This window comes from Dyadobacter chenhuakuii (genome assembly GCF_023821985.2).
Lineage (GTDB): Bacteria > Bacteroidota > Bacteroidia > Cytophagales > Spirosomataceae > Dyadobacter > Dyadobacter chenhuakuii.
In genome coordinates this window covers 1,966,155-1,982,966 of the sequence record NZ_CP098805.1, presented here as the reverse complement: position 1 = coordinate 1,982,966, position 16,812 = coordinate 1,966,155, and the positions used below count along the sequence as shown (strand labels likewise).

The 16,812-nt window shown below is 48.6% G+C and carries 11 protein-coding genes; 3 read left to right on the top strand and 8 right to left on the bottom strand.

The window, feature by feature from the left end:
* The first annotated feature begins 24 nt into the window (after nt 1-24).
* From NFI80_RS08195 to NFI80_RS08185, 3 genes are all read left to right on the top strand, one after another.
* Nucleotides 25-1,125 carry an efflux RND transporter periplasmic adaptor subunit gene (locus tag NFI80_RS08195; protein ID WP_235163486.1) on the top strand — a complete coding sequence of 367 codons (1,101 nt, stop codon included), beginning with the start codon at nt 25-27 and terminating at the stop codon, nt 1,123-1,125.
* 9 nt (nt 1,126-1,134) lie between these two features.
* Nucleotides 1,135-4,227: an efflux RND transporter permease subunit gene (locus NFI80_RS08190; RefSeq protein WP_235163487.1), complete on the top strand. Its 3,093-nt coding sequence runs from the start codon at nt 1,135-1,137 to the stop codon at nt 4,225-4,227.
* Nucleotides 4,228-4,304: 77 nt separating this feature from the next.
* Complete coding sequence (locus NFI80_RS08185) at nt 4,305-7,850, top strand: carboxypeptidase-like regulatory domain-containing protein (RefSeq protein ID WP_235163488.1); 3,546 nt, start codon at nt 4,305-4,307, stop codon at nt 7,848-7,850.
* 48 nt (nt 7,851-7,898) lie between these two features.
* Here NFI80_RS08185 and NFI80_RS08180 read toward each other — a convergent pair whose 3' ends face one another.
* The 8 genes from NFI80_RS08180 to NFI80_RS08145 all read right to left on the bottom strand — a co-directional run bounded on the left by NFI80_RS08180 (nt 7,899) and on the right by NFI80_RS08145 (nt 16,652).
* Entirely contained in the window at nt 7,899-10,247 is a 2,349-nt protein-coding gene (locus NFI80_RS08180; protein WP_235163489.1) for a protein kinase domain-containing protein, read from the bottom strand.
* Between the two features lie 12 nt (nt 10,248-10,259).
* Nucleotides 10,260-11,417: a hypothetical protein gene (locus NFI80_RS08175; protein ID WP_235163490.1), complete on the bottom strand. Its 1,158-nt coding sequence runs from the start codon at nt 11,415-11,417 to the stop codon at nt 10,260-10,262.
* Nucleotides 11,418-11,429: 12 nt separating this feature from the next.
* Nucleotides 11,430-11,861 (bottom strand): hypothetical protein, encoded by a 432-nt coding sequence (locus NFI80_RS08170; protein WP_235163491.1) that lies wholly within the window; start codon nt 11,859-11,861, stop codon nt 11,430-11,432.
* Between the two features lie 437 nt (nt 11,862-12,298).
* Entirely contained in the window at nt 12,299-12,610 is a 312-nt protein-coding gene (locus tag NFI80_RS08165) for a helix-turn-helix domain-containing protein (RefSeq protein WP_235163492.1), read from the bottom strand.
* On the bottom strand, nt 12,588-12,944 hold the full coding sequence (locus tag NFI80_RS08160; protein WP_235163493.1) for a type II toxin-antitoxin system RelE/ParE family toxin: 357 nt from the start codon (nt 12,942-12,944) through the stop codon (nt 12,588-12,590). The genes NFI80_RS08165 and NFI80_RS08160 overlap by 23 nt, the downstream gene beginning before the upstream one ends.
* A 140-nt stretch (nt 12,945-13,084) precedes the next feature.
* On the bottom strand, nt 13,085-14,032 hold the full coding sequence (locus NFI80_RS08155) for a helix-turn-helix domain-containing protein (protein ID WP_235163494.1): 948 nt from the start codon (nt 14,030-14,032) through the stop codon (nt 13,085-13,087).
* Complete coding sequence (locus NFI80_RS08150; RefSeq protein WP_235163495.1) at nt 14,033-15,004, bottom strand: aldo/keto reductase; 972 nt, start codon at nt 15,002-15,004, stop codon at nt 14,033-14,035.
* 157 nt (nt 15,005-15,161) lie between these two features.
* Complete coding sequence (locus NFI80_RS08145; RefSeq protein WP_235163496.1) at nt 15,162-16,652, bottom strand: choice-of-anchor I family protein; 1,491 nt, start codon at nt 16,650-16,652, stop codon at nt 15,162-15,164.
* Between the last annotated feature and the right edge of the window lie 160 nt (nt 16,653-16,812).

Sequence of the window (16,812 nt, the reverse complement as noted above, 5' to 3'; positions counted from 1 at the left end):
TTCAATTTCAGAACAAACTTCCTCATGCTACACAATTCAAAAATCTTTCTGGTACTCACTATGCTTACTTTAACATTGGCCGGCTGCAACGAAAAGCAGGAAACGGTTTTGGAGAAAAATCCTAAAACAAATGCGGCTCCCGCGAGAGCTGTTGAAACTTACGCCGTGCAAATGGAACCCGTGACGCAATCGATCCGGCTTAATGGGCAGATCGAATACAATCCCAATCAGGTTGTGCACTATGCGAGCCTGGTGAACGGGATTGTGACCAAAACTTACTTTTCGCTGGGCGATAAAGTAGCAAAAGGACAAGTGCTTGCCGAGCTTCGCAGCAACGAACTGACCGGGCTGAGTGCGCAAAACAAAACGTTGAAATCACAACTGAATGTTGCGGAAAGAAAGCTCTCTGTTGTAGAATCCATGTTTTCGGATCGCATAGGTTCGGAAAAGGATTTACTGGAAGCGCAAAGCGAGGTCGCGATTTTAAAAGCGGAGATCGATAAGGTGCAGTCTAGTTTATCATTTTACAATGCGAGCTCAGAAAAAGGAATATTTCAGATCAAAGCCCCGATCGGCGGTTATGTCGTTGAAAATAACATTTCAGCAGGCACCCAGATCAGCGGTAATGACTCGGATCTGTTCACGATTTCTAATCTTGCTGATGTTTGGGTAACAACGAATGTGTATGCCGTCGATCTGCCTTTTGTACAAAAAGGAATGAAAGCCGTTATCAAGTCCAAAGCCTATCCCGACGAAGCTTTCGATGGCGTGGTTTCAGAAATTTCCCAGGTTTTTGATCCCAATGAAAGAGTGCTCAAAGCCCGCATTCTGATGCCTAATAAGGAAATGAAATTCAAGCCGGGACTGACGATAGAAGCCGTCATTAAGAAACAGCTCAATGATAAAGCCATCGGCCTGCCCGCCAATGCGCTCATTTTTCATAACAACGAAAATTACCTGCTGATCCAAAAGCCCGACCAGACATTGGAACCGCGTAAAGTGACCGTGGATGTGAAAGATAACGACCGCATATTCATCAAAAACGGAATTGCCGCCGGTGAAAAAGTGGTCATAGGCAACCAACTTCTCCTCTTTTCCGAAGCGATGAATGCTTCGAGAAAATAATCCGATATCATGCAAAAATTAACACAAAGCATCGTCGCATTTTCGCTGAAAAATACGATGATCATATTCTTTATGACAGCCGTTCTGGCCGTGGTGGGCGTGGTCAGTTACATCCACACACCCATCGAAGCATTTCCCGACGTCACCAACACGCGGGCCCGGATCATTGTGCAATGGCCCGGACGCAGCGCTGAGGAAATCGAAAAATTCGTGACGCTGCCCGTGATGAAAGAAATGAACACGATCCCGAAAAAAACGGACGTGCGTTCCATTTCGCTCTTCGGATTATCGGTGGTCACCGTGCTTTTTGAGGATAATGTGGAGGATTTTTACGCGCAGCAATATGCCTCTACGCGGCTGAGGAACATTAACTTGCCCACAGGCGCGGAGGCTGAAATTGAGCCGCCCTATGGTGCCACGGGCGAAATTTTCCGCTATGTTTTAAAAAGCGACCGTCCGATTAAGGAGCTTACGGCCTTGCAGGAATGGGTGATCGAGCGTGAAATGGTGGCCGTGCCGGGCGTGGCGACGGTTGCGAGTTTTGGAGGGGAAGAAAAAATCTATGAAGTGCGGGTGAACCCTGCATTGCTGGCGCAATACAACCTCACGCCACTGGACGTGTACGAGGGCGTCGAAAAAAGCAATATCAATGTAGGCGGCGATGTGATCCAGAAGGGGAACCAGGCTTATGTGGTGCGTGGAATGGGGCTGCTGGAAAGTACACAGGACATTGAGAACATTCTGATCAATGTGAAGGGCTCCACGCCGGTGCTCGTGAAGCAAGTTGCGGAAGTGGAAATCACGGCTAAGCCGCGGCTCGGGCAGGTGGCGCTCGGAGAGGACAAGGATCTGGTGGAAGGCATTGTGGTGATGCTGCGGGGCGAAAACCCGAGCGAGGTGATCGGCAAATTGCAGAAAACCATCGACGAGCTGAACAACCGCATTCTGCCATCGGACGTGCAGATCGTGCCCGTTATCGACCGGACCGCACTGGTGGATGCAACTGTAAACACGGTGACGCATAATCTCGCGGAAGGCATTGTGCTGGTGTCGCTGATTGTGTTTGTGTTCTTGTTCAACTGGCGCACCACCGTTACTGTGGCGCTTGTTATCCCGCTTTCTTTCCTTTTTGCGATCACGATGCTGCGCATTCAGGGCTTGCCTGCTAACCTGATCTCACTCGGTGCCATTGACTTTGGATTGCTGCTCGAAGGGACGATGGTGATTGTAGAGAAAATCTATGTGGATCTCGAAAAATCGTCGCTCAGGCTGGGGGTGGAGCGGTTTAATAAAATGTCCAAACTCGGGCTTATCAAGCGCAGCGTGAAGAACGTTGCGTCGCATATTTTCTTTGCCCAGATCATCCTCATCGTCGCATTGCTGCCGATTTTTTCATTCCAGAAAGTGGAAGGTAAAATGTTCACACCGCTCGCATTTACGCTCGGTTATGCCTTGATCGGCTCGCTGATTCTGAGTCTTACATTCGTTCCGGCCATGTGTAAAGTGTTGTTGAAGCGGAATGTGAAGGAAGTGAGCAACCCGGTTGTCAACTTTTTCAGAAACAACATTTTCCGCCTTTACCAATGGAGCGAGCGCAACAAGCGGCTGGTTATGGGTGCATTTGTGATTTTATTTATGGTTTGCGTAGGCCGTTTCATGACTTATGGGACGGAGTTTATTCCAAAATTAAATGAAGGCGCGATCTACGTACGAGCCACATTGCCCAACAGCATTAACCTCAAAGAATCCGTCAAAACCGGTCAGACGTTGCGCGACACATTGCGCTCATTTGATGAAGTAAAGTTTGTCATGAGCCAAACCGGCCGGCCCAACGACGGCACCGATCCGACTGGATTTTTTAACAATGAATTTCACATTCAGTTGAAGCCGGAAAGTGAATGGAAACGTGCTGTGAATAAGGAAGATCTGCTGCGTGAAATGAAGGAGGTGCTGGCATCATTCCCGGGCGTATCGCTCGGTTTCAGTCAGCCTATCCAGGATAATGTGGAGGAATATGTGGCGGGTGTTAAAAGCTCGCTGGTTGTTAAAATCTTCGGCGAGGATCTGGGTAACATGGAAAATCTGGCCGATCAGGTGGCTGAAAACCTGAACAAGGTGCAGGGTGTAACCGACGTGCTCGTTTACCGCAACATTGGCATTCCCGAGCTGGCCATCAAACTCGACGAAGCCCGCATGGCGCGTCATGGCGTGTCTATGGCCGACGCCCAGGCCGTGATCGAAATGACGATCGGAGGAAAAGCCGCGTCCGTTTTTTACGAAAGTGACCGCATGTTCGACATCACCATTCGTTACCAGGAAAAATACCGGAATACCGAGGAAGAAATCGGCAACATTCTCATCCCATCGCTCGATGATCATCAGGTTCCGCTCAAAGAAATCGCTAGCATTACAACCAAAACCGGCCCCGCATTCATTTACCGCGAAGGCAGCAGCCGTTACATTGGCATCGGTTTCAGCATCGACGGCCGCGACCTGGGCAGCACCATTGCAGAGGCGCAGCAGGTGGTGAAGGAAAATGTGAATTTTGCCAAGAACACAAAGGTCGTCTGGGCGGGTGAGTTTGAAAGTAAAGAACGCGCCACGCAGCAGCTTTCGGTCATCATTCCGGCCGCTTTGGTACTGATTGTCTTCTTGTTATATATGGATTTTGGCAATGTGAAGGACACCATGATCTCGCTCATTACCATTCCGTTTGCATTCGTAGGAGGTTTTCTGTCACTCTGGATGACCGGGACCATTTTCGGGATTTCGGCGGGCATTGGTTTCATCATTCTCTTCGGCGTCTGCACCATTGACGGCATTATCCTGGTGCATGTCATGAAGGAGAACCTGCTCCACCGGCTGCCATTGAAACAGGCCATTTCCGAAGGCATTTATGGAAGAATTCGCCCCGTGATCATGATCGCCTTAATGGGCTCACTCGGACTTTTGCCAGCAGCGTTATCCAACGGAATGGGCTCCGAAATTCAGAAACCTCTGGCGATTATGATTGTAGGTGGACTGCTGATCTGCATGTTCTTGTCTTTTACCGTTTTACCGCAAGTTTTCTACTGGGCTTATCGAAAAAGTGAGGAGGATTAGAAGAATCGTTAGCGCAATGCTCATGTCATAGGTATGAATGTATCAGCTTGTTCTTTTGAGAGGGTAAATTCATAACTATGCGCTGCTCATTCCTCACTGGCTGGATAACATTCATTTTACTCACAGGCTCCTGCCTGCTGGCTAACGGACAAGCCACAGCCCGACTAACCGGCTATGTGACAGATGCCACGACCGGAAAACCAATGCAGTTTGCCAATGTATATGTCAATGGCAGCACCCAGGGGGCCGTTACCGACGAAAAAGGAGCATATGCGCTTGCGGTAAGCCCACTTGGCACGGTTGAGATTGTGGCTTCTTTTGTGGGATATCAATCTGCTGCGCAAAAAATCCGGTTTGAAAATACATCTCCGCAAAAAGCCGATTTCCAGCTCAAAATAAGCGAACAAATGCTGGATGCGATTACAGTAAAAGGCAATACGAAGCGGTCGGAACGAAATTTGCGTCAGTTTAAAAAGCAACTTTTTGGTGAGCCGTTTGGTGGGCAATGCGTGCTTGTAAACGGTGAAGTTCTTAATTTTAAAGAGGAAAATAATCACTTATATGCCACAGCCGATGCGCCGCTAATCGTTGATAATCAAGCATTAGGTTATAGGTTGATCTATGATTTGCAGCATTTCGATGCTACGCCTTCCGGGAAGCTCTACTCGGCTGGAACGGCGCGGTTCGAAGAGCTGAAACCTGAGAACGAACGTCAGGCTGACCGGTTCCGGCGCAACCGGCTGACCGCATACGGGGGATCTATCCGGCATTTGATGGCCACCCTGGTAGATAGTACTTTTGAGCAAGCGGGCTTTCTTGTTTATCAGGAGGACGCCACCAAGCCAATCTCCGTTGAACGCAAAACCATTACGCTTACCGCTGCCATTGGCGAATACAAGCGTCTGGTGCCGATCCAGCGTTCCAAAGTGATCCGGCCCGGCCGTTTACCGACCGAGCGCAGGTTGGTTTTACCCATGAAGCTGATCGTGTTTTATACCAAAGCGGTCTCCAATTTCTCACCGTATCCCGATGCCCGTTACGCCTACACAGAACTGCAATTACCGACCGGACAGCTGCAAATGACCGTGGATGGGCTCATTACAATGCCCGAGGGCCTGGAAGTGGAAGGCTCCATGGGTGACGACAGGCTATCCACCATGTTGCCCGCGGACTGGAAGCCCAATGCAAGTGAAATGGAATCCGTTTCTACCGGCGCACTGGCCACCAAGGGGAAACTCGCGCCGTCTGACACCGCCCTGGGAAGTATCCGTGCAAATTTTGACAATCGATATAAGCTCCTGGCGCCCAGCTTGTTTGTGCACATAGATAAGCCGTTTTATGTCACCGGCGACCGCCTCTGGATGAGCGCATACTTACTCGACGCAACGAATTACCGTCGGGCCGGTGGTGAAACCGCCATGCACGTCGACCTGCTTACCTCTACAGGTAAACTGGTTGAGCATCAGTGGGTACGCATTGCAGACGGGCGCGGCCAGGGAAATCTCCGACTGTCCGATACGCTCACGACGGGAACGTATCGCCTGCGGGCCTATACCGATGAGGATGATGGCCAGCGGCGCCCTGCATTCGAGCGGTCTGTGTCGGTTTATAATTTGGTGAAAAACGGTCAGCCCGTTAAAAGTGATTCTGTTACTCAGCCATTGGATGTTCAGATTTTGCCGGAAGGCGGGCGCTGGGTTTCCGGTTTACCGGCGCGTTTGGGTATGAAAATCATACAGCCCAACGGTTATGGATTCCAGGCGGAAGGACGCATTGTGGACGATGCAGGCATTGAAGTGGTTCGGTTTAAAACCAATCGCGAGGGGATGACGAGCGTGCTGATGGAACCCAAGCCGCAGCTAACTTACTTCGCAGAAATAACTTATAATAAGGAGTTGCTGCGCATTGCTTTGCCCAAACCCGAAAATCAAGGATTATTGCTTTCCGCCGACGCACTGAGTGATTCAACCCGGCTGGCGTTGACCATCATGAGTTCCAATCGGGACGTTGCGGACTCGGTGTATGTGCTGATACAGCAACGCGGTGTGATAGTGGATCAGCGAAAAATCATTTTGCAAAACGGGTCAGCAAAAATAAGCCTGCCTATGCTGGAATGGTTGCCGGGCCTTGCCCAGGTTACCCTTTACGATGCCAAAGCCACGCCGCAATGCGAGCGCTTGTTTTTTGTGCCCGAATCCGTGCCGCCCGTTCTGGTAACATTGAAACTAAACAAGACGAACTATCAGCCGCGTGAACAAGTCGCGGTGAGCCTTAACCTGAAAGATAACGGAGCGCCCACGTCAGCAGCCTTGTCAGCATCGATCACCGATGCCAGCAAAGTGCCGGGCGACACCGCCGATGCGCATGTGCAAGCACACTTACTGCTGACCGGAGAACTGCGCGGGCGTGTTGAAAACCCCAATAAATACTTCGCTAATCCATCAGCGGAGATGCGTAAAGAGCTGGACGACATGCTATTAACACAGGGCTGGCGGCGGGTAAGCGGCACGCCAGAAGCTGATTCACTCGGTGGGGTGTCGTTCAGTGGCCGCATTCTGAATCCGAAACAGCAACCTATTCCCGGCGCACAGGTTACCGTGGCGTCCACAAAGCCCGGGCAATCGTTCGTAAGATCCGCAGGCACCGACGATCAGGGACGCTTTCGCCTACCCGGATTATCCGTTGCAGATACGGCAACATTGATGGTGCAGATTGCCGGGCGTAATTTCAGGAAAATGTCTTCCAAAGAAGCCGTTCTGGTTCAGGAATGGCCTGGTAAAAGTTGGGAATTTGGTAAAATAATTGCTCCGCCAAACTGGTCCGACCTCGAAGCAGAACTGAAAGCTGCCCGCGGCCGTCAGGAAGCAAATACTGAATTATACCGTGATAAAGCAGCTAAACAGCTAGACGAAGTAACAGTTCGTGCGCAAAAATACAATGAGAGGCCTGACGACATTCAAATGCGTAGTCTGCATAATAATGCGGACGCCACCGTCCTTTTTAGTGACAAATCACCAAATTATCCGAATTTGTATGAAATGATTCAAGGGCGCTTTGCGGGCGTGACTGTATTCCGCACTGTCGCAGCGGAGGGCATAACAGCGCCCCCTGGATACCTTGTGTCTGTCCGCAGCGGTGGACAGCCCTTGTTTTTAATAGACGGTTTACCGATCGACGACCCTGACGGAAATGCGCTGATGAACTTCAATCCGAGAGATATTGAACGTGTTGAACTGCTGAAAAATGCTGGCTCGACGGGTATTTACGGCGTTAGGGGTGGTAACGGGGTTATTGCATTCTACTCCAAAAGTGCGCGTTCCATGCAGGCAGGCACAAAACCGAAAGAGGGAATGACCCCGGTCCAGTTCATCGGCTACCCATCGGTGCAGCGGGAATTTTATGTGCCGCGCTACGATATAGAAACAACCGACACAACCATTTCCGGCCGCGTAGACGACCGGGACGTGCTATATTGGAAACCCATGATTCAAACCGATAGCCAGGGCAACAGCCAGCTGCGCTTTCCCCTCTCGGACACCGTGCGGACATTAAGGATTGTTATACAAGGCATTACGGCAAATGGCCGCCCGGTATACGGCGTTCAGCTGGTGCGGGTTCAATAAAGACGTCACCATAATATTTATCAATCCTGAGTGGAGCATGCAAATCCGTTATTCAAATAACGGCATGCGGGCGAACTCAGGGCGTTCGAGCTCCTCGAAAAGAACTGCTGCGCCGATGTTGCCTTTATACAGACTATGGTTTCTCATTTGCCCTGAATAAATGTGGGGAAGCATTTGTTTGGCGATGCGCTTGGCCTCAGTCAGGTAAAAATCGTTTTTTGTAGCATTATACACACTCAAAAGTGCATAACATTCGCCCGATTTGCCGCAGCATAAGCTGCCATTCATGCCGGGCTGGGCCGCATTCAAAAAGTGGTTGGCCGTTTTCGTCGCCAGATCCAGGTAATTTTCGTGGGAGGTGAAGTGGAATAAAGCTGTCCATAAAAAGGTGTATCCTGCCGATCCGTGACACCAGCCGGTCCATGAGACGGGTTCGGTATTGGAGATTTCCCAGCGTAAATGCCCGTCTTCTGCAATGCCCAGACTGACCAGTTGCTCAACTCTTTCGAAAAAGCGAACCGGTAAATGTTGCCCGGAAGTTTTACACCATTTCAAAGTAGCATAAAAAATTCCCGCCCAGCCGTGCGCAATTCCCCTATAATTAATCGGGTTTTTCTCGCCAATGGCAGCATAGGCATCGATAGCGGACCATATTTCTTCCATCGTATTTTTGCCAAAAGCCAGCAGATCATTTTTTGTGAACCTGTCATAGGAAGGCATATTTTCCAAAATAAGCGAACTACCAATCAACGCCGCTGACTTACCCAGCGTAAGATCCAGGTTCTCGCACGGCTGCGAGGCGTGCACTAAGAAATTGCGGACAGCATTATAGTAACTCCCGTAATCCCCCGCGGCCTGACTAATCAGCGCCTGAACCAGATCCACTCCGCTGGGTGTATGGTAAATAGAGGAAAGCCCGACAATGGATGGAGTGAGATCCATATCTTTTGAGTAAAATCCATTCTCGGGATCGTGCGTGTAACCGGCTGCCCGATCGCTCCACACGTCCGCAAGTGCCAGTGTTTCGGCGCCGGAATTGACCAACGCTTTTCGCAAAAGCATGTACGCAATGCCTGCCGCGCCAAAATTGACCGAGCTCTTCGGCGCCAGTTGCAGTCCGGTTTTTACGAGATTTCCAGTAAATCCATAATCTTTCAGAATTGAATCCCGGAAGACCTGCACCGACATTTTCTTGTCTTCGGCAAATCCATCCGGGAAACTTTCCTGCACTTTCATCATGGCTAAATAGAAATCTTCAATGCGTTCATAACGGTCCTCTTTACGCTTGGAAAGTGCTTTGAAGATCGTTTTCTCAATGTTATCGTTTATAATAATGTCCAGGCTGCTGAAAGGAACGGGGGTTTCGGTCACAATTTGCGTGAACAATGTTTTTTTGTCATAGGAAAAATTGAGATACTGCTTGCCCGTAAATATCTGGTATAGCAAGGCCCCCAAAGCATATTGCTCACCGGCAAATGTCGAAGGCGGGGCAGGTTTGGCGTCAAGAACAGCCTGTGCATATTCGGGTTCAAAAAAGAAACCCAGGCCGCCCCGAGCGGGAATTTGGTCGTTTGCAACCTTCCTGGAAAGCCCAAAATCAATAATTTTCAATTCACCCGATGCGGCAACGATAATGTTGGCCGGATGCACATCCGAATGGATAATGCCCTGACTGTGAAGATGTGTGTAAGCCTGGAGAATGCGGCAGCAAATGTCGAGCAATGCAAGCGCATTGGATTCGTCATGAAGATTATGATATTTCTCGGCAGCTTGCAAACATGTTTCGCCATCAACCCATTCCATGATCAGATAATGGTCAGTCCCATGTTCTCCGTGTTCCGCCAGAGCCGGATTGATAGCACCGTCAAGTGCGTTCAGTATGTCAATTTCATTGTAAAAATTGGCCAGTAACTGGGGTGTTTTCTTACTCGTTTTGAGCAGTTTAAGCGCATAATACTGACCATTTCTTTTGATCTTATAAATTTCAGTATCCGCCACGCCGTCCAGTTTTGATACGATTTCATAGTCTTTAAAGCGGTCGCCTGCATTTAAAAATTGGTTGCCTGCTCCGAATGTATCATCGTAAGAAACCAGAAAGCCTTCATTGCGGAGTTTCGCCAGGAAAGTATAGGAGCCTTCCAGGATCTTTTGCGCGTCCAGGTTATTCATCAGCGCATATGTGAGGACACCTTCCGGCAGGGATTTTGGCTTGCGAAATTCCTGCAAAAGAGAGGCAGAAGATGCATCGATGATTTTGCTTGTATTTCTGGCCTGTTTATAGGTGACGATAAAGTCGTCCGCTTCGTATTCGAATTTGGCCAGCGCCTGCTCCGGCAATGCTTCTACGGGTAGCACCTGGACATCCTCTGGTAATATGTATAGTTGATTGGAAGCCATAGTTTTGTGTTTTTAAGCTGCCGTCCAGGTCATCGTATCGACTCCTTCCAGCATCATTTTTTTTAGAACAAAATCAACACTTTCAGCGGGGGGCAGCCTTTCTGTTTTGGACAGGGTGATGGATGCCGACAATTTCTCTGTCACAATGGCCCGCCAGCTTCCTCCCTCACGATTCCTGGTAGTTTCGTCCGTTGTGCTGTCCATTCCCCAGGACAACATTTCCGTTTCATCCAGCGAAGCGGTAAAGGGAACGCCCTGGGCTTTGTGCTTTTTCAAAACAGGCGCGAGCATTTCGGCGGCTGCTAACAGGTGCCCCAGTTCCGTGAAGTAGGCCACAAATTTGTCGGGCCGGAGCAGCCCCTCGCGGTTCATGCCAATTTTGAAACTGAATGCCTGGGATTTGGTCAGGACAGAGATCGTTTTCTCAAAAACCTCCGGCAGCTCTTCTAAAACGGGACTAATGTAAATTTTATAGATGGAATGCGGCTTCGTATCGCGACGCCTGGAATGCTTGCGGCTCCATGAGATCCAGCGGTAATCGGGATTCGGTTCGTGCTTGTTCCAGTTTTCCAGCAGCTCCCTGTTCATCCGGTTATTTTTTCCAATTCTTAAAAATTCCTCTACTTCTTCCAATGTTCCCAGCGCATTGGCTGGCAGAAAGAAGAGGGGCATTGTGTTGTATGCGTAGAGTTTGCTTGCCAGCGAAGCCTGATCCGCTTCTTTCAGCAACACCGCATACTGGATCGCCGCAGTTGATATTTCCAGCAATGGATGCCGACGATCCAAACTTGCTTCCTGCGCTTCATATAGGAAGTCGTGCGCTGCAAAACCAGAATAAAAATGCCGACCAGCCTGGATTTCGAAGATCCCTTCCAGCACGAGTTTGGCCATTGTCAGGTTCACATCATCATCATACCCGGATTTAAAATAATGTGGCAATTCACCCGCATTTTGCAAAAAGTAAAACAGCAATGCCACTTCTTTATAGGCCAGCTTGGCACTGCCGGCGGCATCGATATGCTTCCGACGGAAGAGGCCGAAGAACTCAGGATCTGTGTTTAAATCCGCAAGAGCACGAAGCTCCTGCGGATTTAAATTTCCCTGCTCAACCAATTCAAATGCCGGATTTGACCGGAATGTTGCGTGCAAAAGAAATTTTACTTTGATCATCAGGCTGTTGTTTTATCGGTTTCCCCGCTGCGCACGCACTTCCTCAATGGCTTCCTGCAACTTCTTTTCAAGCATATCCAGCTGGTTCGGCGCATCCTGAATTTTTACATCGACATACCTTTGAAGCTCGGCCAGATTGGTCTTGAATTCGTTGAGTTCCGTTTCCTCCAATTCATCAACCACTTGCTGATAGGGGGTTCCGGTTTTCCAGAGCGTGAAGTCGGTAGGTATGAATGAAGGCAAATGGCTGCACGCAATAACGCTGCAACCGCCGCAGGTAAATGCAGGACAGATTGTAGGCCAGTGACAAAATGAGTGGCCGGGGCAGTTGAAGACCGTCGGATTCGGGCAGAGGAGGGAAGGACTTGTGATCCTGCAAAGGGTTATCTTATTGGGATCAAAATTTACTGTAACGGCAAGGTCTTTGAATTTGAAAGTTTTCATGTCTCTTATTTTTATGTATGGCTAAATAGTCATGGTCCCGACTTTTTATCCGGAAAATATCGGGTGAAAACGTTATCAGTAAATCATTAAACTAGCCCATAGCGCACCTCCTTTCATCAAAAAAATTGACGTATTTTCAACATTAAGCAGTCCAGGAAGAGGCAAAGCCGTGCGATTCTGATCCGCTGGTAATGTTCATTTTGTTATTTTTTATCTAACCAAAATTATATTCAAGCGCATCCGTTTTTAAGCGTCAGATTACCCTATTTACAAATCAGGTAATCTGGCGCAAGCAGGTAAAAACACGTTTTACGGAACGGGTATTTTGCAGTCGTGTGGGGGGAAAGCTGCGAGGGGGAGGGGTTGGAGGGGAGTAATGGGCAGTGTTGACAAAGGGAAGTGTTGATGGAAAGGAAGTCAGAGCTTTATCGCAGAAACTAACTTGTCACACTCAGTTTCAAGTTGCCCCCTAAGCCTTCTCTGACAATCCGCATCAAAGTTGAAAGTCGGATATCACTGGCGTTATTTTCAATGCGGGAAATATATGTTTTCGTTGTACCACACCTGTCAGCAAGTTGTTCCTGGGTTAAACCTTGTTTTTTTCGCAATTCCTGAATCATAGCGCCTAATTTGAAAGCCTCAAATTCTTCTTCATATTCCTCTCTTCCTGCCGTTCCACGCTGTCCGTACTGATCGTCCAGATGCTCGGAAAAAGATGTAAGTTTCTTATCTAGAGTCCCGTTTTTCATCGAAGTATTGTTTTTTTAGTTTTTCTGCCAAAGCGAGTTCATTCTTAGGTGTCTTTTGTGACTTCTTTTGAAAGCCGTTGAGCAGTATAATCAGGTTTCCTTTGTCAAAAAAGCTGAAAACACGGTAAATATCCGACCCGACCTCAACTCTGATTTCATAAATTCCAGTCGAGTTGGACATGTGCTTGAAATACTTGTCAGGCACTTTGTCAATGGTCGCAATGAGCTGCAATGTCCAGTTAAATTTTTTACGAACATCGGGTTTCAGCCCCTCAAAGAAGTCCAGATAATATCTTTCGTAATAGAAGATATCCCTAATAAAGTGTGTGCTCATTCAACAATGTTAAACAGGACACAAAGTTAGCTAATTAGGTAACATTTCTTGAAGTTGAATTTACTTTTTTTGATTAAGACGTGATTGCAGGATATTATGGATTAGAAAACGTGATTAGATAGGAATGGCAAAGATTGAATTTACTTTGGAGAAAAGCGATAATTCAGTGCGGTTGGTGCTATGCCGAACTTTTTCTTGAAGGAATGGGAGAAATGGGAAAGGCTTTCGAATCCCAGATCCAGGTAAATGGCTGAGGGCTTTTCGTGTTTGGTTTCGATCAAATGTTTGGCTTCGTTCAGCCTTTTGTCTTGCAGCCACTGACGAGGCGGAGCTCCGAATGTTTTCAGGAAATCTCGCTTGAATGCTGCCAGGCTACGGCCGGTCAGCTGTGCAAACTTTTCAACAGGGACATTGAAATGAAAGTTATTCAGCATGAACCGTTCCAGGTCGATCTTACCAGGGCTTGAAAAGTCAAATAAAAAGTTGCGGAGTGTGGGAACCGCAAGAAGTAGCAATTTGATTCCTTCCTTTATTTTCAGGATACCCATTTCGTCCGTCATAGCCGCTCCCGAGTTTCGGGCGTAGGGAACGATGGATTGAAAATATCCCTGCAGGAATTCATTTAACGGGATCAGCATATTGGGCGGACCCACATATTTCTGATCCGCCTCAATTTTTTCTTCCAGCACAATCCGCCGAAGCAGTTCTTCCTGCAGGGATATTACAATGGTTTCATAATGAGCGCCAGGCACTGAACCTTCGGGTCCGGGATATGCTTGCCCTGGACCTGCCAGCGCGGAACCTTCGGGTCCGGGACTTGCCAGTCTGGGACTTGCCAGTCCGGGACTTGCCAGTCCGGGACTTGCCAGTCCGGGAGTTTTGGTGAGCGTGCCCAGCTGGTTTCTGCCGATCAGTAGCAATTCTCCTCCGGTCATTGAGATCTTCTGGGAAGACGTTTCCAACACGAATTGTCCTGAAACCTGCAATACCAATGTATGGTGGTTCCAGAAACAGACCTTCTCTCTCCGTTCCGTAGAAAGGTAGGAGTAAAAGATAACACCGGGGAGAATTTCTGCTGGACTGGTCATTTAGCGTTGTAAGTAAGTGCCCCCAAGGATAGCACCGATTGCAAAAGTAGTGTTTAAGGTGTTCATTTCTTCCGACGAAAACACAATATCCATGGCAGCCATATTCTCCGGCAAACGCGACCTGCGGCTCATGCTTACCAATGGCATCATATGATCACCCTGCCCATTCACCCAGGCAATGGCAAGCTGTGTGGGTGTATAGCCTTTATCAGACGCCAGTTGCTTTAATACTTCGACTTTTTGCAGGTTATGGACGAGATTCTCGCCTTGAAAACGGGAGAAATGGTTGCGGTAATCGTCAGTCGCAAGCGGTGCTTTCAGTTCACCAGTCAGTAACCCTTCCGCAGTGCTGGCAAATGCCACAACGCCAATGCCCAGCTCTTTTGCAGTCGGGAGCAGCTCAGTCTCGATCTGACGTTCGGCCAGCGAATAGCCAATTTCCAGCGCGCTTATCGGGTGGGTGTTATTAGCTTTACGAAGTTGATCAGCAGAGATCTCCGACACGCCAATGTGACGAACCTTGCCTTCCTTAACCAGATCGGCGACTGTGCCGATAATGTCTTCCACAGGCACGCTGTCGTCCATCCGGCTTGGCTGGTAGAGGTCAATGGTCTCAATGCCCAGGCGGGTCAAAGAGTAATTGATGAAATTCTTGATCGCGATGGGACGCAGATCCATTCCCAGCCACTGGCCATTGTGAAAAATGGCACCGAATTTTACGCTGATAAAAGCGTCGTCCCGCCTTCCTTTGATGGCTTTGCCTATCAGCATTTCGTTATGCCCGGCGCCATAGAAGTCTCCGGTGTTCAGAAAATTAATGCCGCTATCCAAAGCTTCATGGATCGTTGCGATACTTTCTGTTTCGTCAGGTGTAGGTCCGCCCCACACGGAAGACATACGCATACAGCCCAAACCAAGTTTGGACACAAACGGGCCGTTCTGGCCCAACTGAATTTTTTTGATGTTTTTCATGATGCAAAGTTCAGCTTTCGCACCATATGACGAGTTGCCTGCACGGCTCAAATGTTTTGTCTGTACGGCTCATTCTGACAGAGCCGTACAGACAAAATCTTAGAAGGAATTTATCCAAAAAACAGGAGCATTGCGCAGAATAGAACCTTTGCGCCAATCAGATTTGATAGAACTTTACTGTTCCATCGCCTTCATTGCTTGTTACCAGCACGCCTTTGCCATTTGGGCTCTTTGCCGGTGCAATGTAGAGAACGCCTTCGGGAGCATCCCCGGTTTTGATCATCTGAAGGAATTTGGGAGCCATGGGATTGCTCAGGTCATAGGCCGCAACAGCATCCACACGTTCAAGTGCAATGAAAGCAACGGGCTTATTATCGATCATGCCTATTGTGACACCTTCCGGCTCAACGCCTTTGTCATCCGAGCGGTCATCATCATAAATACCAGCCTGAATTGCCTCCTGTTCCAGCATGCTTCCGGAGTCAAAAACCAATTGACCGCTGGCAGCATTAAAAATACTGAATCCACGACCGCCAAAGCCATATAGCACGTCGTAATCACCATCATTGTCGATATCACCACGCGTGCTGGTTACACGCAGACGCCCAAGATTTTCAGGTTTTTGCAGGTTAACCGCGTCCGGGAACGCAGTAGCGTCAAGTTTAAGTGCGCTAACGCGCTTCTGCTCGTCAAAGGCAGTGTACTCGCGGGCATCGCCCTCGTTGGCTGTAATCAGATAGTCCGAGCCGTTCACGCTGAATGGCGCGATCGCGTCTGGCAGGTAGAATGATCTTACAGGCCAGGTAGCCAATGCTACTTTGCTGTCTTTATCGCTGGCATCCATTGCGTTCACCAGTTTGCTGATGTCCTTTGTGCCGAGCGGGTGCAGCTTCAAAATTGTTCCGGAAGTCAGATCCAGTTCAGCGATACCGTTGTTTTCTTGTAGTGTTACAAAAGCTTTTTTAGAATCACCCGAAATCGCAACGTATTCGGGCTCAATGTCTTGTGCAAAGCTGGCACCCGGACCGAAAACACGGAAGCCGTCAGCAGCCAGCTGGTTGTAAGACGAAGCAAATGAGCCAAACGACAAAGTTTTTACGCTATAATTCTCATTAACATTAATAATAGAAACAGAGCCCTCAGGATCAACCGTGTAATCTGCATTTGGCTCACCTTCGTTGGCCGTTACAATGTATTTTCCGTCCGGACTAAAAGTAACCATATCAGGCAACGCGCCAACAGTAACTTGCTTGATCGTCGCCAGCGTAGCCGTATTTATCACAATTACGCTTCCGTTTGCCTGCTTATTGGTTGCTTCCAACGCAATCGCCAGTTTCCCGTCGGACACGGCAACGCTGTTGGCAACGCCACCCAGTGAGGAAATATCGATGGATTGCAACTTGGATACGACCGGAAATGCGGAAAGATCCATTACATCTACTTTTGCAGCAGACTCATTGTTCACCGTGAAAAGCCGGCGCGATGCAGGATCATATGCTGAGATTTCGGACGCAGCGGTTCCTCCAAGGTCAATAGAAGCCACTTCTTTAAATGCCACCGGCGTTTGCGGCTCCTGCGGAAAATGATCCGTACAACTATTCAGGGCTACCGACAGCATTGTCAGTGCGAGTAAAGGTTTGTTTTTCATCTTAATGTTTTGAGTGTTGAAAAACAAAAATAGATACCGGCAATCGAGGAGCAGATGGATTTGCAAAGCTTAACAATTTGATAATTGGCCCGATGCACAAATGGCTTTTTCAAGGATAATGTTGGCTTCATTGTGATTGTCACGTGGTAGGCATGCTTTT

What these genes read in the sequence shown, in the direction of transcription:
- NFI80_RS08160 (WP_235163493.1), bottom strand. Translation starts at nt 12,944, where the DNA reads ATGAGCACACACTTTATTAGGGATATCTTCTATTACGAAAGATATTAT.
- NFI80_RS08180 (WP_235163489.1), bottom strand. Translation starts at nt 10,247, where the DNA reads ATGGCTTCCAATCAACTATACATATTACCAGAGGATGTCCAGGTGCTA.
- NFI80_RS08175 (WP_235163490.1), bottom strand. Translation starts at nt 11,417, where the DNA reads ATGATCAAAGTAAAATTTCTTTTGCACGCAACATTCCGGTCAAATCCG.
- NFI80_RS08185 (WP_235163488.1), top strand. Translation starts at nt 4,305, where the DNA reads ATGCGCTGCTCATTCCTCACTGGCTGGATAACATTCATTTTACTCACA.
- NFI80_RS08170 (WP_235163491.1), bottom strand. Translation starts at nt 11,861, where the DNA reads ATGAAAACTTTCAAATTCAAAGACCTTGCCGTTACAGTAAATTTTGAT.
- NFI80_RS08155 (WP_235163494.1), bottom strand. Translation starts at nt 14,032, where the DNA reads ATGACCAGTCCAGCAGAAATTCTCCCCGGTGTTATCTTTTACTCCTAC.
- NFI80_RS08195 (WP_235163486.1), top strand. Translation starts at nt 25, where the DNA reads ATGCTACACAATTCAAAAATCTTTCTGGTACTCACTATGCTTACTTTA.
- NFI80_RS08145 (WP_235163496.1), bottom strand. Translation starts at nt 16,652, where the DNA reads ATGAAAAACAAACCTTTACTCGCACTGACAATGCTGTCGGTAGCCCTG.
- NFI80_RS08165 (WP_235163492.1), bottom strand. Translation starts at nt 12,610, where the DNA reads ATGAAAAACGGGACTCTAGATAAGAAACTTACATCTTTTTCCGAGCAT.
- NFI80_RS08150 (WP_235163495.1), bottom strand. Translation starts at nt 15,004, where the DNA reads ATGAAAAACATCAAAAAAATTCAGTTGGGCCAGAACGGCCCGTTTGTG.
- NFI80_RS08190 (WP_235163487.1), top strand. Translation starts at nt 1,135, where the DNA reads ATGCAAAAATTAACACAAAGCATCGTCGCATTTTCGCTGAAAAATACG.